Origin of the sequence: Staphylococcus taiwanensis, from assembly GCA_020544305.1 — a bacterium.
GTDB classification, from domain to species: Bacteria; Bacillota; Bacilli; order Staphylococcales; family Staphylococcaceae; genus Staphylococcus; species Staphylococcus taiwanensis.
Map to the genome: position 1 here is coordinate 168,389 of CP058667.1, position 15,324 is coordinate 183,712.

Consider the following 15,324-nt stretch of genomic DNA (forward strand, 5'->3'; position numbering starts at 1 on the left):
GCTAATGGTCTTAACATGTAAGATTAGATAAATGCGCATGACGATTGAGCCTCCTACCATAATAGGTAAGGAGGTTATTTTATGAGTGAAAAACGTATTGTTGGATTAGATATCATTAGAGGTATTGCCATAGCTGTAGTATTATTTGCCAATGTGTCAGATATTCTTCCCATAGTTCAAGGTGAAGTAAAACCAACGTTTACACACGCAGACCACATTGTTAAACAGTTCTTTGCAATTTTCATTGATACACGTTTCATCACCTTATTTACCTTATTGTTTGGTATCGGTATGGGAATATTCATGAATAATGCACGAAAAAAATCTCTATCACCGATTAAATTAATGTTTCGCCGACTCATTTTCTTACTTATTGTCGGTATCCCTGGCGTGATACTAGTGTTGCCTTACGCACAATACGCCCTAAGTGGCCTTATTTTGATGTTTTTATTCTTATTGCCAAAACCACGCTATACTTTATGGATCTCCTTTGTTTTAATCGTCGGTACAACCGTTGAAATTTTGATTGCACCATCTTCAAATCCTATGTTTTATACCCTATTAGGTGTGATGACATTTGGTTTGTATTTATCTCAAAGTGGCTTGATTTATCAATTTCATGAAAAACGCACATGGTTTATAGTCACATTATGTATCAGTAGTTTGATTGTAGCGTTATTAGTCATATTAAAAGTAACTGGGTTACCATATAATTGGACAACGATTGAAGATTTAGTAACGCCTTATCAAGCAATTATTTATTTTATTGTCTTAATCTTTATGACACAGAAAGTGACGATTCAGCAAATGCTTAAGCCTTTTGAAAAGTTAGGTAAAACAGCATTTACGAATTTCATGACACAAATGATATTACTATATATTGTGGTGAAATGCTTCTTTCCTTATGACCACCCAACACCAACGCAATCACTTTATATTGGATTGCCTATATTGGTAGTTAATATCTTAGCAACATACTGGTGGCTATCTTGTCATCGCCAAGGTCCACTAGAAATATTATGGCGCAAATGGACGTATAAAAATGTGCCGAAAAATAAATAATCCTTGAATCGGGTAATGAGTATGTATAAGTTAATACGCTCAAAATACGAATTTGCTATTTTTAGATGTAATTTAGTGTATGTGCAAATTGTCTATTAATTTAAATTTAATAGATGAATGTATTTAATTTGTCTATTAATTATCGTTTGCTTACTTTTAAAAAAAGAAAGCAAATAATTTGTGTGTTAATTTAATCAATAGACAATGTGTAAAGGGGATTATGTTATGAACAAAAGACAAGAAATTATAGATATTCATCACCATATTATTCCAAATGTATATAGAGATGCCTTGCGTAAAATCGGTGTGACTACTGCTGGTGGCTTTCCTATTAGAAAATGGGAACCCGAAGACAGCATTCAAATGATGGATGAGTTAAATATAGATGTAGGTTATACTTCAATATCAGAACCTGCAACGATACCATTTAAAAGAAAAAAAGCTGCTAAAGTAGCACGACAAGTGAATGAATATCAAGCACAATTGAAGAAAAAGTATCCTGATAGATTTAAATGCTTTGCCTTGGTTCCTATGCCACATGTCAAAGAAACAATTAAAGAAATTGAATATGCGTTAGATGTCTTAAAGTTAGATGGCGTTGGATTATTCTCAAATTATGGAAATGCATATTTAGGAAATGATGCATTCGAAAAGGTCATGGCGGCACTTAATGAGCGTCATGCCAAAGTTTTTATTCATCCAAGCTCTAACGCTGAAGATTTCCAACCGCCACAATATGTGGTTGCAGATTTCATCCAAGAGTTTACATTTAATACTACACGTGCAGCTACCAATTTAATATTTAGTGGCACAGTAGAACGCTATCCTAATATTAAATTTATCTTAGCTCATGCTGGAGGTACATTGCCGTATATCCAATGGCGCATCAATAATACATTAGAAACGCAAAAGTATATAATTCAAGATCCTAAAAATAGACTCAAGTCATTGATGAATAACGGTAAGTCTGAAATCTTTAAAGAGGTAGCCAAACATCCAATTCAATATGCGAAGATGTTTAAATTCTATCGTCATGGCTTGCAACCAAGTAAGACAATAACTAAAACTGCGGCTGATTATATGAGTCATTTCTATTATGACACTGGCTTATCTACTGGAGAATCGACATTCGCCAGCTTGAAAGCAGTGACAGATACTGAACATATTTTATTTGGTTCGGATGCACATTACGCACCCAATCAATGGATCGCCAAAATGGAGCAAGACATAGATAATACTGAAGCGTTTAGTGACATTGAAAAAGCGAATATTTTCAGTCATAACACGACGAAATTATTTAAATAATAACTTTATAGAGGCGGGGCAACCAATCTTGTTTAATACATGAAAGGTTGTCCTGCTTTTTATAAAACTTAATATTTGATTAGTCGCGCACGATTGTTTACACTGTAATTAATCGCACACGATTGTTTACACTGTAATTAATCGCACACGATTGAAAAGAGGTGATGTCTTGAATAAAGATGATATGAAATTAGCAAATCAACTATGCTTTTCGGCTTATAATGTGAGTCGTTTGTTTGCAAAGTTTTATGAGCAACAATTGAAACCATTTGGCTTAACATACTCACAATATTTGGTGTTACTTGCTTTATGGGAACACGATAATCAACCCTTACATGAAGTAGGAAAGCAACTAGATTTATCAAGTAATACATTGACCCCACTTTTAAAAAGATTAGAACAGTCAGGGTGGGTGAAACGTCAACGTTCTGAAGCGGATAAGCGTCAATTAGTCGTCTCTTTAACGCAAAAGGGTCATGAGCAACGAGAAGCAGTCTTTGAGGCAGTCGCGCAATGTTTACCTCCAGAACTTGATGAAACGCAATATTATGAAGCCAAAGATGTCTTGAATAACCTTGAACAGTCGTTGAAAGCACTCACGAATAAATAAAAAAGGATGAGTTAAATGAAACAATACGATGTTGTATTTATAGGTAGCGGACACGCAGCGTGGCATGCGGCGCTTACACTAAAACATGCAGGAAAAGATGTAGCTATTATTGAAAAAGATACGATTGCTGGTACATGCACAAACTATGGTTGTAATGCGAAAATCTTACTTGAAGGACCATACGAAGTGCTAGAGGAAGCAGCACAATATAACGGTATGATTCAATCACAAGACTTGAATGTAAACTGGGCAAACTTAATGGATTATAAAAAACAAGTCATTAACCCAATGAACGGGATGTTAAAAGGTATGTTTGAACAACAAGGTATCGACGTTTATATGGGTGCCGGTGTCATTAAAGACGAACATACAGTAACTGTGAACGATGAAGCATTACAAGCTGAAAATATTGTTATTGCCACTGGTCAACATAGCAATAAATTAGACATTGAAGGTAAAGAACTAACACATGATAGTCGTGAATTCTTATCTATGGATAATCTTCCAAAACGCATGACATTTATAGGCGTTGGTATTATTAGTGTAGAATTTGCGTCAATAATGATTAAATCTGGTGTTGAAGTAAGTATGATTCATCATTCAAATAAGCCATTGAAAGGCTTTAATAAAGCACATGTAAATCAATTAGTGGACAAATTAAAAGACGAAGGCGTTACGTTTTATTTTAACGAGAATACGCAAAAGGTTGAAAAAGTAGGCAATGCTTACAAAGTTTCAACAGCGTCTGGTTTAACGATTGATACAGATTATGTCTTAGATGCGACGGGCAGAAATCCTAATGTTGAAGGCATTGGCTTGGATAATGTGGGAATTGAATATAGCAAAAAAGGTATTTCAGTAGATAGCCATTTAAGAACAAATGTGAGCAACATTTATGCGAGTGGTGATGTTTTAGATAAGACCATACCTAAATTAACACCTACAGCGACATTTGAATCTAATTATATCGCTGCACATATTTTAGGTATGACGCAAGACGACATACAGTATCCAGCGATTCCTTCAGTATTGTATTCGTTACCACGTCTTTCTCAAATCGGCATTACTGTTGAAGAAGCAGAAGGTGACGCTCAATATACTGTTAAACATATTCCATTTGGAAAACAAATGGTATTCGAATATAAAAATGAAACAGATGCAGAAATGTATGTAGTGCTAGATAGCGACAAACGCTTAGTCGGTGCAGAAATTTATGGTATTGATGCGGCTGATTTGGTTAACTTACTCGTATTTATCATTAATCAACGCATGACAGCACAAGATTTAAATCAATTGATCTTTGCCTTTCCGGGTGCTTCTAGTGGCGTAATCGATTTATTGAAAATGAACATGATGTAAATTGGAACTTATCATTTTTAAGAAAGTGGGGCAACGTTCATTTTGAATGTATTGTTTTACACGCTTGATTGTCTAAAATTAATTTTATTGGGAAATCATGTTTAATCATTTTTAAAACGTAAATACATTTAGTGTAAGAAGAAAATGATAAGAATTCTCAATCGGAGGGATTTTTAATTATGGCTAAAGAAATTCAATCAAATGGCGTTACAGTAGAAGTTCCAGATACAATCGAATCAGCAGTCGCTTTAGAATATTCATTTGTAGAACCATTAGCGAAATTAAATATTAATGTAACTGGTATCGCAGACGACAATGATGAAAAGAATTTAGATGCATCAATTAAAGATTCAATTAGTAATTATATTTCAGTGGGTACACGCTTAGAGCCAGATACTGAAGCAATTAAGAAAGCAGAACCTCAATTAATCCTAGCAGATAAAAATAGACACGAGAACATCTTTGATCAATTAAATCAAATTGCACCGACTGTATTATTAGAAAGTTTTGACGCTAATTATGAAGAAAGTGTAGATGTGTTCAAACAAATTGCAGACCTTGCTTCAGAGGCAGGAAAAGGTAACGAAGTTGTAGAACAACACAATCAAAAAATTAACGATTTAAGCAAAGATGTAACAATTGATAAAGATAAAACGACAATTGCTGCTGTACCAACAAGTGAAGGTTTATATGTACACGCATCAAATTCATATGTAGGCCAATTTTTAAGTAAAGTAGGCTTTAATAGTTCACTCTCTGAAAATGAAGAAAGCAACTTACCTGAATATATGGGTGCTGACTACTTGAAAGTAGATGCTGATAAACTTTCAAGCTTTAACCCAGAACGTGTATTTATTATGGTGGATAACGATAATCAAAAAGACTACGACAACTTAAAAGAATCTGATGCTTGGAAACAAGTTGAAGCGGTTCAACACAATCGTGTACACGAAGTTAATCGTGAACGTTGGGCTAAATATCGTGGCTTAATCGCATCAGAATTAATCTTAGAAGATATTACTAACGTTGAAGAATAATAAGTTCGACTTTGTAAAAACGGAAGAATGAAAAGAGAGGTAGCGGAGTTTCGCAATCGTGAAGCTTTAGCTACCTTTTTTTGAGTGATACAATCTAATGCGCAGTCTGCATCAATTAAAAATGCCTACTTGAGTGATCGATAACAATGTGTTATCAATTCCAAGTAGGCAATTTCTTTAAATTCAACTATGCGCGTAGTCTAAAAATTTACTTTTGTGATTCTAAGAATTTTTCTGCTACAGCTTTACCAGATTGTGGATTTTGTCCAGTAATAATACGGCCATCAGCTACAGCAAACTCAGTCCAGTTGTCACCTTGTTTGTAGTTTGCACCACGATTTTTAAGTTCATCTTCAGTAAGATAAGGTACAACGTCAGCTAAACCAACTGCTTGTTCCTCACTATTTGAGAAACCTGTAACTGTCTTGCCATCGATAATGTTATGACCTTTACTGTCAGTAACATTTAGTAAACCAATCGCGCCATGACAAACGGATGATACAGTACCATTATTTTCATAAATTTTGCGAGCAACTTCTTGTAAATCTTCGTTATCTTTAAAGTCCCAAATCGTACCATGTCCACCTGCGAAGTAAATAATATCGTAATTTTCAGCTTTAACAGCTTGTGCCGGTAAAGTATGACCAAGACGTGTCATAAAGTCTTTATCTTGATAATATTTCCAGTCTAAATCCGTCATCATATCTTCTTGTAGACTTTGAGGATCAATGGCAGTATAACCACCTTCTGGACTTGCATAATCCACTTTGTAACCATTCTTATATAATACGTCTGCAAAGTGAACTGCTTCGCCAAACCATAATCCTGTTGGTCGATTCATATCAGGATATTTCGATACACTTGTAACAACTACTAATGCTTTACCCATTATTAACCTCCTAATGATTCATTATCTATTTGTATACCCTTTTCCGGAAAATCAAAAACTGAGGGATGTCATCATTTGAAAGCAATCGTTTCACGTAAAACATATAGAAGTTGTATCTTTTGTTACTCTGTCGTAACTTCACTATACTTAATATATTCATGTAAATAAAAAAGAGAGAGGAGGCATATCAATGGCACATCAAAATGGAGGACTTAAATGGCCGAGTTTAATTATGGTAACCTTATTACTGATTGTTGCGGTAATTATTTTTAGCTATCCTGTAAAAAATTTCTATACACTAACTTGGCTCATCGGCTTATTTATATTCATTAATGGAATCATTCAACTGTTATTTCGACGTGCGGCTAGAGCATTAGCCGGCAAAGGAACGGGTTTAATTTTAGTCATCGGTATAATTGACATTATTTTTGGGCTACTCGTCATGTTCAACGTAGGCGCAAGTTCTCAGTTCTTCGTCTTTATGTTCGCCGCATGGTTTATAGTCAGTTCAGTAATCGGATTACTTACCGTATCTCAACAAGGTCGTCTTAAATTGCTATCAATTATCGTTAATATATTAGGCTTGATACTAGGTATCATCTTACTTTTCAACCCGATGATGGGAATGATTTTAGTATCAACGATGATTGCAGTAACATTCGCAATTTTAGGCATAACATATATTATAGATGGCTTAGCATAACTTAGTATTTTAAATATGAGTTGGTAATTTTATTTTTTGGAAAATGAAAGCAACGATAAAAATGAAACATGACCTAGGAAATATTAAAATAGAAAATGGATGATAGGAGGAATTCCAGTGGCATACAATTTTGATGAAATTATAGATCGTCGCTATACAAATGCAATGAATGTAGAAGGCTACAAAGGTTATTTATTCGGAGACGCTGACGTGTCAGATATTGGAGATAATGAAGAATTAATCCGCATGTGGGTAGCAGATATGGATTTTGCGACACCAGATGTTGTTTTAGATGCCGTAAAAGACAGACTTGATAAGAAGATTCTAGGTTACACAAACATCTTTGGTTCAGACTATTATGATGCATTTGTATCCTGGACAGAAAGACGATTCGGATTTACATTTCCACAAGAACAACTTGTCTTCTCACATGGTATCGTTGCAGGATTGATTGAACTTGTAGGTTATATTTGTGATAAAGGTGACAAAGCATTAATCTTAACGCCAAGTTACGGACCATTCAAAATGGCATGCGATAAAAATCACATTGAAACGGTTTATTCTCCAATGATTAATCATAATGGTTATTATGAAATTGACTTCGAAGATGTACGCAAAAAAGTGGAAACAGAAAATATAAAATTGTGTATCTTTGCGAATCCTCATAACCCAACAGGTCGTGTTTGGTCAGAAGATGAATTGAAACAATTTGGTCAAATCATGGCAGTTAATGATGTATGGTTAATTTCAGATGAAATACATTGTGATATTAAACGTGCTGGTCAAACGCATATCCCATTTGCTAAAGCTGTACCAAATTACGATAAGATCATCACAGCAATGTCTCAAAGTAAGGCGTTTAATATTGCAGGCTTAATGTTCTCAAACATCATCATTCCGAATAGAAGATTATTGAAGACATGGAAGTTACATCACTTTAGTTCTGAGAACCCATTGAGTATTGCTGCGACCCAAGCTGCTTATGAAAAGGGTGAAGACTGGTTGTCATCAATGAATGATTATTTAGATGACAACTTTAAATATCTGGCAGAATTCTTGGAAAATGAACTTCCACATGCAGAATTTAAAATTCCAGAAGCCACTTACCTCGCATGGGTAGATTTAAGTTATTACATCAAAGAAAAAGAAATCAACGAACCAATCGCAAAATACTTTATTAAACATGCAGGCGTTATTATTGAAGGACAAGAACAATTTGTCCATAACGCAGAAGGTCATGTCAGAATTAATATCGCTGTTCCACGTGAAATCATGAAAAAAGGATTACAAAAAATTAAAGAAGCATTGGTTTAGTTTTGAATTAATGAATCACACTACCTTTGAAAAAATAAAATGTGTCTTACTATGACCATATGTTTGCAGAGAATCTATAAAGTTCTCTGCTTTTTTCATGTCTTTAAAACGTGCTTTAAACATAAAACAACTGTCACCTGAAATTCTATAACAAAACGCGACATTCTTTTGTTCGGAAATATAGTTCTTAAAGTCTTTGTATAAATTATTTTTAATAGTAAGTTCAATAATGGCTTCAATATCATAGCCCAATAAACTGTAATCAATGTTGATTGTATAATTTTTGATAATGCCAGTATCAATTAATTTGTGAATACGCTCTCTCGTTGAAGGAACAGATAAATTCACTTTTTGACTTAATTCACTAAGCGATAATTTACTATTTTCTTTTAGTATATCTAATAAATTTAGATTTGTATGGTCCATGAGCATAACCTCCTAAAATAGTGAAAGTATTATGAAGTAATTCCATATAAATATTAAGTTCAAATTTTAATATAAGCAATAAAATATATTCAAAGGAGGTGAAAACATGTCGACTATCAATTATGCGAAAGTCGGAAATACACCTTTTCAGAAATTATTAGGTCATCAACCTGAAATAATGACTGCATGGACACAACTTAGTGACATGCTTGAAAATGAAGGAACACTTAGCAAAGCGTTGAAAGAAGAAATAAGAAGAATGTTAGCACAGAAAAATGGATGTCAGTACTGTAAAGCAAAAGGTCAACCTACCGGCAGTCTAAAAGATGAAAAATCATCTGTTTGTATAGGCTTTACCGAAGTGTTTCTCAAAATGGGAGACCAAATTCCAAATAATATTATGCAAGTGCTTAAAGAACAACTAACTGAAAAAGAACTAGTAGAACTCATTACTTTTATTACATTCACTAACGCACAACAACATTTCGGAGCTTTGATGCAATTAGAGCCTAATATTGAATAGGCTTTATTTAAGTATATTATTACTCTCTATTTATAATTTTATATGCTATGATACAAGAAACAGAATATTCAGTCATAATCAATTTTTATAACTTTATTAAACAAGGGGGTTAGGCTTATGCCTAAAAAGTTATTTAGTATTGATTTGAATAAGACAATGGACCAACAAGATCATCCAGGACATAATCGTTGGCATCCGGACATTCCGGCAGCATTTTCAGTGAATCCGGGAGAATCTTTCAGAATGGAATGTTTGGACTGGACAGATGGTCAGATTAGTAATAATGACGATCCGAGTGATATTAAGCATGTTAATTTAAATCGTGTTCATGTATTAAGTGGGCCTGTACATGTTAATGGAGTAGAACCTGGCGATTTACTTGTAGTGGATATTCTAGACATAGGTGTATTTGACGACCATCAATGGGGATTCAATGGTATCTTCGATAAGACGAATGGCGGAAGTTTTTTAGTTGATCATTATCCAGACGCCCAAAAATCGATTTGGGATTTTAATGGTATTTATGCGACAAGTCGTCATGTGCCAGGAGTAGAATTCGTAGGATTAATTCATCCGGGATTAATAGGTGTGGCACCATCTCAAGAGATGTTAGATGAATGGAATCGCCGTGAAAAAGAATTAGTAGATACGGATCCCAATCGTCAACCTGTATTAGCTAATTTACCTGACACAGACGCTGTAGTTGCTGGTACGTTAACTGGCAAAGACTTTGATAAAGTTGCTAAAGAAGGTGCACGTACCGTTCCTCCTCGTGAAAATGGTGGTAACTGTGACATCAAAAACTTATCTAAAGGTTCACGTATTTACTTCCCAGTCTTCGTTGATGGCGCAAAATTATCAGTAGGAGATTTACATTTCTCTCAAGGTGATGGCGAAATCACATTCTGTGGTGGTATTGAAATGCCTGGTTGGATTGAACTTAGAGTTAATGTTATTAAAAATGGCATGGAAAAATATCATATTAAGAAGAATCCAGCATTTAAACCAGGTCCAGTAATGCCTAATTATACGGATTACATCGTATTTGAAGGTATTTCTGTTAATGAATTTAGTGGTAAACAAACTTATTTAGATGCTAATACGGCATATAGAAATGCAGTATTAAACGCAATTGAATTCTTAAAAACACGTGGCTTTACTGGCGAACAAGCGTACATGTTGCTAGGTACAGCTCCTGTACAAGGCACTGTAGCTGGCATTGTGGATGTTCCAAATGCATGTTGTACAATCGCAATTCCTCGAGAAATTTTTAAAGAAGATATTATTCCTAATTTGGAGCCTGATAAGTAATGCCTAATTACACATACAATTGTGCAAATTGCGGAGAATTTACGCTTCGCCAATCAATGAACACTCAACATGATACAGCGACTTGTCCTTCATGTGAAAACGAAGCAACACGTGTGTTTAATAGTTTTCAAACTTATAAAATGGATGGAAAGTTAAAAAAACGTATTGAACGGGGACAAGAACCTCGATTAGTAAGTAAAGATAAACTTTCACCAATGAAATCAAAGCCTAGTAGAGCAGCTCGTCCCTGGATGGCTGGTCATTAATAGTATGAGACGAGCCTGGGATATAAATAATATATTAAAGTTATTTTGCAAATTCGCAGTAGCTGACTGAACTGAGAAGGCGCTTAAATCAAGCTTTTCTCAGTTCTAGTCATCCTTGCGGGGGTGGGACGACGAATTTAAAAAGAATTCTGTCCCACTCCCGTTTTACTATGATTATTATTTTGTTGTAGATGTTCTACGTAATACTAAGAATGATCCTGCCGCCAATAATACAGCTGCAATAGTAGTTACTAATCCACTATTTGATGTTTCGCCTGTTTCAGGTAAAGCTTTAGCACTTGTTGCTTGGTTAGTAGTACTTTTAGTAGTTACGTTATCTTGAGATGACTGTGAATTAGTAGTTGCATTAGCATTTGATTGTTGTGAAGTATTTTGTGAATTTTGGTTATTTGCAGTCGTTTGCGTATTTTCTCCATTTTGTTGATTATTAGCATTAGAAGGAGTCTGACCTAATGTGCCTTGTTGTAAAACATTACCGTGACCATCATAAATTGTTCCAGTAGATTTATTTACGTATAAGTAAGTTGGACCGTTATCACCGACTTGTCCAAAAGCAATAGCATACGCATTTTTAATAGGTGAGAAAGATTCTTGTGATGAGATAGCGCTAACACCAGATTCTGGCATTTTGTGATAATTATTAGAACTTTGAATATAACTTGCTACTTCATTTTCAGCTTGTTGTGAAGAAATTTGACTAGCTGCTTGTGCATGTCCTGCTCCTACGAATAATAATGTTCCCGCTAAAGTAGTAGTTGCTAAGATACTTGCTTTTTTCATCTTTAAAAACTCCTTTATAGTTATTATGAATACGCATTTATTATAGAAAACTAGGTTAGACACTATGCGTCATTTTGAAGCGGATTTTCCAAATAAATAAATTTATTATTAGACAAATGACTAATTTAATAAACCTTTTCAAAAATAAAAGTCTAAACGCTTATAATTAATTGAAAATTCAAAATTATGAGTATAGAATGTAATTAAAGAAATAAGAAAACGCTTACATTTGTAATTAAGCATATCTTATTTCTATGTTTTTCTACAGAATGATTGGGATGCACAGCGATATGCTCTAACGAAAGGAGGATAACATGCATGAGTGAATCATATGATTTGATTGTCATTGGTGCAGGTCCAGGTGGTTATGTAGCTGCTATCCGTGCCGCACAATTAGGTCAAAAAGTAGCAATTATTGAGATGGTTAATGCCGGGGGTACATGTTTAAATGTTGGTTGCATACCTTCTAAAACACTACTCGAACATGGCACGAAAGCACATGATATTCGCGTCGCTAATGATTGGGGAATACGTACTAGCGACGTTGACATTGATTATCCAAAGTTAGTTGAACGTAAGCAACACGTTGTAGATACGCTAACTGGTGGCGTAAAGCAATTATTAAAGAAGAACAAAGTAACGTATATTGAGGGAGAAGCTACTGTAACAGAGGAGTTAGAAGTCAAAGTCAATGACGATACTTATAAAGCAAAGGACATTATTTTAGCAACAGGCAGTAAGCCTTTTGTCCCTCCCATTGACGGTTTGGATCAAGTTCATTATGAAACGACGGATACGTTCTTCGACTTAAAAGATGTACCGAAACAACTCGCAGTTATTGGCGGTGGTGTTATTGCTACCGAGTTAGCATCATCCATGGCTGATTTAGGTGTCGAAGTAACTATTATCGAGGCAAGTGAAGATATTTTATTAACCGAAATTAAAGAAGTACGTGAATTGTTAAAAGCACATTTAGAGAATCAAAACATTAAAATCTTAACAAATTGCAAAATTAGTAAAGTTACTGAAACGAAAGTACGATTAGACAATCACAATGACGTACCATTTGATACGTTGCTCTTTGCTACCGGTAGACAGCCAAACGTATCAATCGCACAAGCACTTCATCTAGATATGGACGGTAAATTTATACAAGTAGATGACCACTATCAAACGAGTCGTCCACATGTGTATGCGATTGGCGATTTAGTAAGGGGTTATCAACTCGCACATACCGCAAGTGCACATGGCATTCATGTCGTAGAAACGATTAATAAATTAAACCCTCAACCCGTTCGCCCTGAAGATATTACACGCTGTATTTATACACGACTTGAAGCCGCATCGGTAGGGTTATCAGAAACGCAAGCACAAGAAGCTGGCTATGAGGTACGCGTAACGCAATCCACTTTTCAAGGGAATGCGAAAGCAATTGTAAAAGGTGAAGCGGAAGGATTTATCAAGATAGTGGCTGATGCACAATACGGGGAAGTCTTAGGTGCCTTTATTGTTGGACCACATGCGACAGATTTAATTACTGAGATATTAGGCGTCAAAGCTTCAGAAGGTACTATGAATGAGTTAGCACACATCATTCAACCACATCCATCATTGTCAGAGGCAATGGGCGAAAGTGCAGAAGCCTACTTTGGACAAGCCATTCATATGTAAGAAGAGAATACCTATGAACGATAGGAGGAACTAACGATGGAAAAAGAACAAGCACGTTGGATCTATAAAACAATGAATGAAATTCGATACTTTGAAGAGAAAGTGCATAAAATCTTTAGCGATGGCAAGATTCCTGGATTCGTTCACTTATATGTTGGTGAAGAAGCTGTAGCAACAGGGGTTATGTCACAGCTTGAAGATGATGACTATATCACTAGTACCCACCGTGGTCATGGACATGCGATTGCGAAAGGTTGCGACTTAAATGGTATGATGGCTGAAATTATGGGTAAACGTGACGGTCTTGGCCATGGTAAAGGTGGCTCAATGCATGTTGCGGAAATTGATAAAGGCATGTTAGGGGCCAACGGTATCGTAAGTGGTGGCTTTGGTCTTGCGACAGGTGCTGGTATCTCTATACGAAATCAAGGTAAAAAGAATGTCGCGGTTTGTTTCTTCGGAGACGGTGCTGCGAATGAAGGCAACTTCCATGAAGGATTAAACTTCGCATCAATTTTAAATCTTCCAGTTATCTTCGTTTGTGAAAATAACCAATTCGGTGAAGGTACAACGCATGATTATGCCAGTGCCTCAGAAACAATTGCCGAACGTGCTGCAGCCTATAATATGCCAGGTGTCAGAGTAGATGGCATGGATGTAGTCGAAGTATACAAAGCAGCTCAAGAAGCCGTTGAACGAGCGAAAAATGGTGAAGGACCAACATTAATCGAATGTGACACATACCGTAAATATGGTCATTTTGAAGGTGATGAACAAAAAGTAAAATCACCAAATGACCGTAACGCAGATAAAAATGCGACAGAAGACTTTAAACGCCAAGCCCTTGAAGAAGGTTGGTTAACTGAAGAAGAAGCAGATGAAATCGAAAAAGCAGCTGAGCAAGCTGTTGAAGATGCTGTGAAATATGCTGATGAAAGTGAATTGCCAGATGTCGAATCATTACACAAAGATGTATTTGCCTAAAGGAGGTTATCGCTATGAGTGAAGAACGCAAGTTAACATTTATGGGCGCAATTAACGAAGCAATCGATCAATCAATGGAACAAGATGATAACGTTATTCTCATTGGTACCGACGTTTCAGGTGGTGCTGGCGTTGAACATATTAAAGATGACGATACATTTGGTGGCGTCTTCGGTGTCACAAAAGGTCTCGCGAAGAAATATAGTCGTGACCGTGTGATCGATACACCCATTGCCGAACATATTACATTAAGTTCTGCCGTAGGTGCAGCAGCTACTGGCATGCGTCCCATTGCTGAATTAATGTTCAATGATTTTATAGGTTTTGGCCTAGATCCAATTTTAAACCAAGGTGCCAAAATGCGTTATATGTTTGGTGGTAAAGCTAAAATCCCACTTGTCGTACGTACAGTTCATGGTGCTGGTGCAGGAGCGGCAGCGCAACACTCTCAATCTCTGTATAACATGTTCGCAGCTATTCCAGGCGTGAAAGTGGTTGTGCCATCTAATCCATATGATGCCAAAGGATTGTTAATGGCCGCAGTACAAGATGATAATTTGGTAGTCTTTTCAGAAGATAAAACGTTATTAGGCCAAAAAGGTAATGTACCAGAAGAACCTTACACAGTGGAAATTGGTAAAGCAAATGTCACACGTGAAGGCGAGGATTTAACAATTGTAGCAATCGGTAAAATGGTTGCTGTCGCTGAAGAAACAGCTGATCAACTAGCAGAAGATAATGTGTCAGTTGAAGTAATTGATTTACGTTCTGTTTCACCATGGGACGAAGACACTGTGCTTGAATCAGTGAAAAAGACAGGACGCCTTATTGTGATTGATGAATCTAACCCACAATGTAACGTGGCAGGAGATGTCGCATCAGTTATCGGAGACATCGGATTTGATTACTTAGACGGACCAATTAAGAAAGTCACTGCACCTGATACACCTGTTCCATTCGCAGCAAACTTAGAAGAAGCTTATATTCCTAGTGTCGACAAAGTATTAGACGTCGCATCAGAATTAATTGAAGACTTGAAAAAAGCTAAATCATAGGTAAGGGG

General features: G+C 35.8%; 16 protein-coding genes. 13 read left to right on the forward strand and 3 right to left on the reverse strand.

Features of this window, described 5'->3' with window-relative positions; translation table 11 throughout:
• The first annotated feature begins 81 nt into the window (after positions 1 to 81).
• The 5 genes from HYI43_00795 (at position 82) to HYI43_00815 (ending at position 5,373) form a co-directional block, all read left to right on the forward strand.
• Positions 82 to 1,062, forward strand: coding sequence for a DUF418 domain-containing protein (locus HYI43_00795; protein ID UDI77158.1), 981 nt, complete (start codon positions 82 to 84; stop codon positions 1,060 to 1,062).
• Between the two features lie 225 nt (positions 1,063 to 1,287).
• Positions 1,288 to 2,367: an amidohydrolase gene (locus HYI43_00800; GenBank protein UDI77159.1), complete on the forward strand. Its 1,080-nt coding sequence runs from the start codon at positions 1,288 to 1,290 to the stop codon at positions 2,365 to 2,367.
• A gap of 169 nt (positions 2,368 to 2,536) precedes the next feature.
• Entirely contained in the window at positions 2,537 to 2,977 is a 441-nt protein-coding gene (locus HYI43_00805) for a MarR family transcriptional regulator (GenBank protein UDI77160.1), read from the forward strand.
• Between the two features lie 15 nt (positions 2,978 to 2,992).
• A complete protein-coding gene (locus HYI43_00810) occupies positions 2,993 to 4,336 on the forward strand; it encodes an NAD(P)/FAD-dependent oxidoreductase (GenBank protein ID UDI77161.1) in 1,344 nt (447 codons plus the stop codon).
• A 179-nt stretch (positions 4,337 to 4,515) separates the two neighbouring features.
• A complete protein-coding gene (locus tag HYI43_00815) occupies positions 4,516 to 5,373 on the forward strand; it encodes an ABC transporter substrate-binding protein (GenBank protein UDI77162.1) in 858 nt (285 codons plus the stop codon).
• A gap of 208 nt (positions 5,374 to 5,581) precedes the next feature.
• On the opposite strand, the gene HYI43_00820 is transcribed toward HYI43_00815, so the two are convergent.
• Positions 5,582 to 6,262 (reverse strand): type 1 glutamine amidotransferase domain-containing protein, encoded by a 681-nt coding sequence (locus HYI43_00820; protein ID UDI77163.1) that lies wholly within the window; start codon positions 6,260 to 6,262, stop codon positions 5,582 to 5,584.
• Between the two features lie 190 nt (positions 6,263 to 6,452).
• Between HYI43_00820 and HYI43_00825 the strand changes: the two genes are divergently transcribed.
• Positions 6,453 to 6,965 (forward strand): DUF308 domain-containing protein, encoded by a 513-nt coding sequence (locus HYI43_00825; GenBank protein UDI77164.1) that lies wholly within the window; start codon positions 6,453 to 6,455, stop codon positions 6,963 to 6,965.
• A gap of 117 nt (positions 6,966 to 7,082) precedes the next feature.
• Positions 7,083 to 8,279, forward strand: coding sequence for an aminotransferase class I/II-fold pyridoxal phosphate-dependent enzyme (locus HYI43_00830; GenBank protein ID UDI77165.1), 1,197 nt, complete (start codon positions 7,083 to 7,085; stop codon positions 8,277 to 8,279).
• A gap of 15 nt (positions 8,280 to 8,294) precedes the next feature.
• Here HYI43_00830 and HYI43_00835 read toward each other — a convergent pair whose 3' ends face one another.
• Positions 8,295 to 8,705 carry an Lrp/AsnC family transcriptional regulator gene (locus tag HYI43_00835; GenBank protein ID UDI77166.1) on the reverse strand — a complete coding sequence of 137 codons (411 nt, stop codon included), beginning with the start codon at positions 8,703 to 8,705 and terminating at the stop codon, positions 8,295 to 8,297.
• 106 nt (positions 8,706 to 8,811) lie between these two features.
• Here HYI43_00835 and HYI43_00840 point away from each other — a divergent pair, with 106 nt between their 5' ends.
• From HYI43_00840 to HYI43_00850, 3 genes are all read left to right on the forward strand, one after another.
• Positions 8,812 to 9,228, forward strand: coding sequence for a carboxymuconolactone decarboxylase family protein (locus tag HYI43_00840; protein ID UDI77167.1), 417 nt, complete (start codon positions 8,812 to 8,814; stop codon positions 9,226 to 9,228).
• Between the two features lie 117 nt (positions 9,229 to 9,345).
• Complete coding sequence (locus HYI43_00845) at positions 9,346 to 10,539, forward strand: acetamidase/formamidase family protein (GenBank protein ID UDI77168.1); 1,194 nt, start codon at positions 9,346 to 9,348, stop codon at positions 10,537 to 10,539.
• Positions 10,539 to 10,805 carry a zinc ribbon domain-containing protein gene (locus tag HYI43_00850; protein UDI77169.1) on the forward strand — a complete coding sequence of 89 codons (267 nt, stop codon included), beginning with the start codon at positions 10,539 to 10,541 and terminating at the stop codon, positions 10,803 to 10,805. The genes HYI43_00845 and HYI43_00850 overlap by 1 nt, the downstream gene beginning before the upstream one ends.
• 177 nt (positions 10,806 to 10,982) lie before the next feature.
• On the opposite strand, the gene HYI43_00855 is transcribed toward HYI43_00850, so the two are convergent.
• On the reverse strand, positions 10,983 to 11,606 hold the full coding sequence (locus tag HYI43_00855) for an LPXTG cell wall anchor domain-containing protein (GenBank protein UDI77170.1): 624 nt from the start codon (positions 11,604 to 11,606) through the stop codon (positions 10,983 to 10,985).
• A gap of 318 nt (positions 11,607 to 11,924) precedes the next feature.
• Here HYI43_00855 and lpdA point away from each other — a divergent pair, with 318 nt between their 5' ends.
• Genes lpdA through HYI43_00870 form a run of 3 tightly spaced genes read left to right on the forward strand, consistent with a single transcriptional unit; the run spans position 11,925 to position 15,316 of the window.
• Entirely contained in the window at positions 11,925 to 13,277 is a 1,353-nt protein-coding gene (gene lpdA, locus HYI43_00860; protein UDI77171.1) for a dihydrolipoyl dehydrogenase, read from the forward strand.
• Between the two features lie 36 nt (positions 13,278 to 13,313).
• The gene (locus HYI43_00865) at positions 13,314 to 14,261 is read left to right on the forward strand and encodes a thiamine pyrophosphate-dependent dehydrogenase E1 component subunit alpha (GenBank protein UDI77172.1); all 948 of its coding nucleotides are present in this window, start codon (positions 13,314 to 13,316) and stop codon (positions 14,259 to 14,261) included.
• Between the two features lie 14 nt (positions 14,262 to 14,275).
• Positions 14,276 to 15,316 (forward strand): alpha-ketoacid dehydrogenase subunit beta, encoded by a 1,041-nt coding sequence (locus HYI43_00870; GenBank protein UDI77173.1) that lies wholly within the window; start codon positions 14,276 to 14,278, stop codon positions 15,314 to 15,316.
• The last annotated feature ends 8 nt before the right edge of the window (positions 15,317 to 15,324 follow it).

Coding starts and splice junctions, on each gene's coding strand:
- HYI43_00795 (UDI77158.1), top strand. CDS start 82: ATGAGTGAAAAACGTATTGTTGGATTAGATATCATTAGAGGTATTGCC.
- HYI43_00800 (UDI77159.1), top strand. CDS start 1,288: ATGAACAAAAGACAAGAAATTATAGATATTCATCACCATATTATTCCA.
- HYI43_00810 (UDI77161.1), top strand. CDS start 2,993: ATGAAACAATACGATGTTGTATTTATAGGTAGCGGACACGCAGCGTGG.
- HYI43_00815 (UDI77162.1), top strand. CDS start 4,516: ATGGCTAAAGAAATTCAATCAAATGGCGTTACAGTAGAAGTTCCAGAT.
- HYI43_00820 (UDI77163.1), bottom strand. CDS start 6,262: ATGGGTAAAGCATTAGTAGTTGTTACAAGTGTATCGAAATATCCTGAT.
- HYI43_00825 (UDI77164.1), top strand. CDS start 6,453: ATGGCACATCAAAATGGAGGACTTAAATGGCCGAGTTTAATTATGGTA.
- HYI43_00835 (UDI77166.1), bottom strand. CDS start 8,705: ATGGACCATACAAATCTAAATTTATTAGATATACTAAAAGAAAATAGT.
- HYI43_00840 (UDI77167.1), top strand. CDS start 8,812: ATGTCGACTATCAATTATGCGAAAGTCGGAAATACACCTTTTCAGAAA.
- HYI43_00845 (UDI77168.1), top strand. CDS start 9,346: ATGCCTAAAAAGTTATTTAGTATTGATTTGAATAAGACAATGGACCAA.
- HYI43_00850 (UDI77169.1), top strand. CDS start 10,539: ATGCCTAATTACACATACAATTGTGCAAATTGCGGAGAATTTACGCTT.
- HYI43_00855 (UDI77170.1), bottom strand. CDS start 11,606: ATGAAAAAAGCAAGTATCTTAGCAACTACTACTTTAGCGGGAACATTA.
- lpdA (UDI77171.1), top strand. CDS start 11,925: ATGAGTGAATCATATGATTTGATTGTCATTGGTGCAGGTCCAGGTGGT.
- HYI43_00865 (UDI77172.1), top strand. CDS start 13,314: ATGGAAAAAGAACAAGCACGTTGGATCTATAAAACAATGAATGAAATT.
- HYI43_00870 (UDI77173.1), top strand. CDS start 14,276: ATGAGTGAAGAACGCAAGTTAACATTTATGGGCGCAATTAACGAAGCA.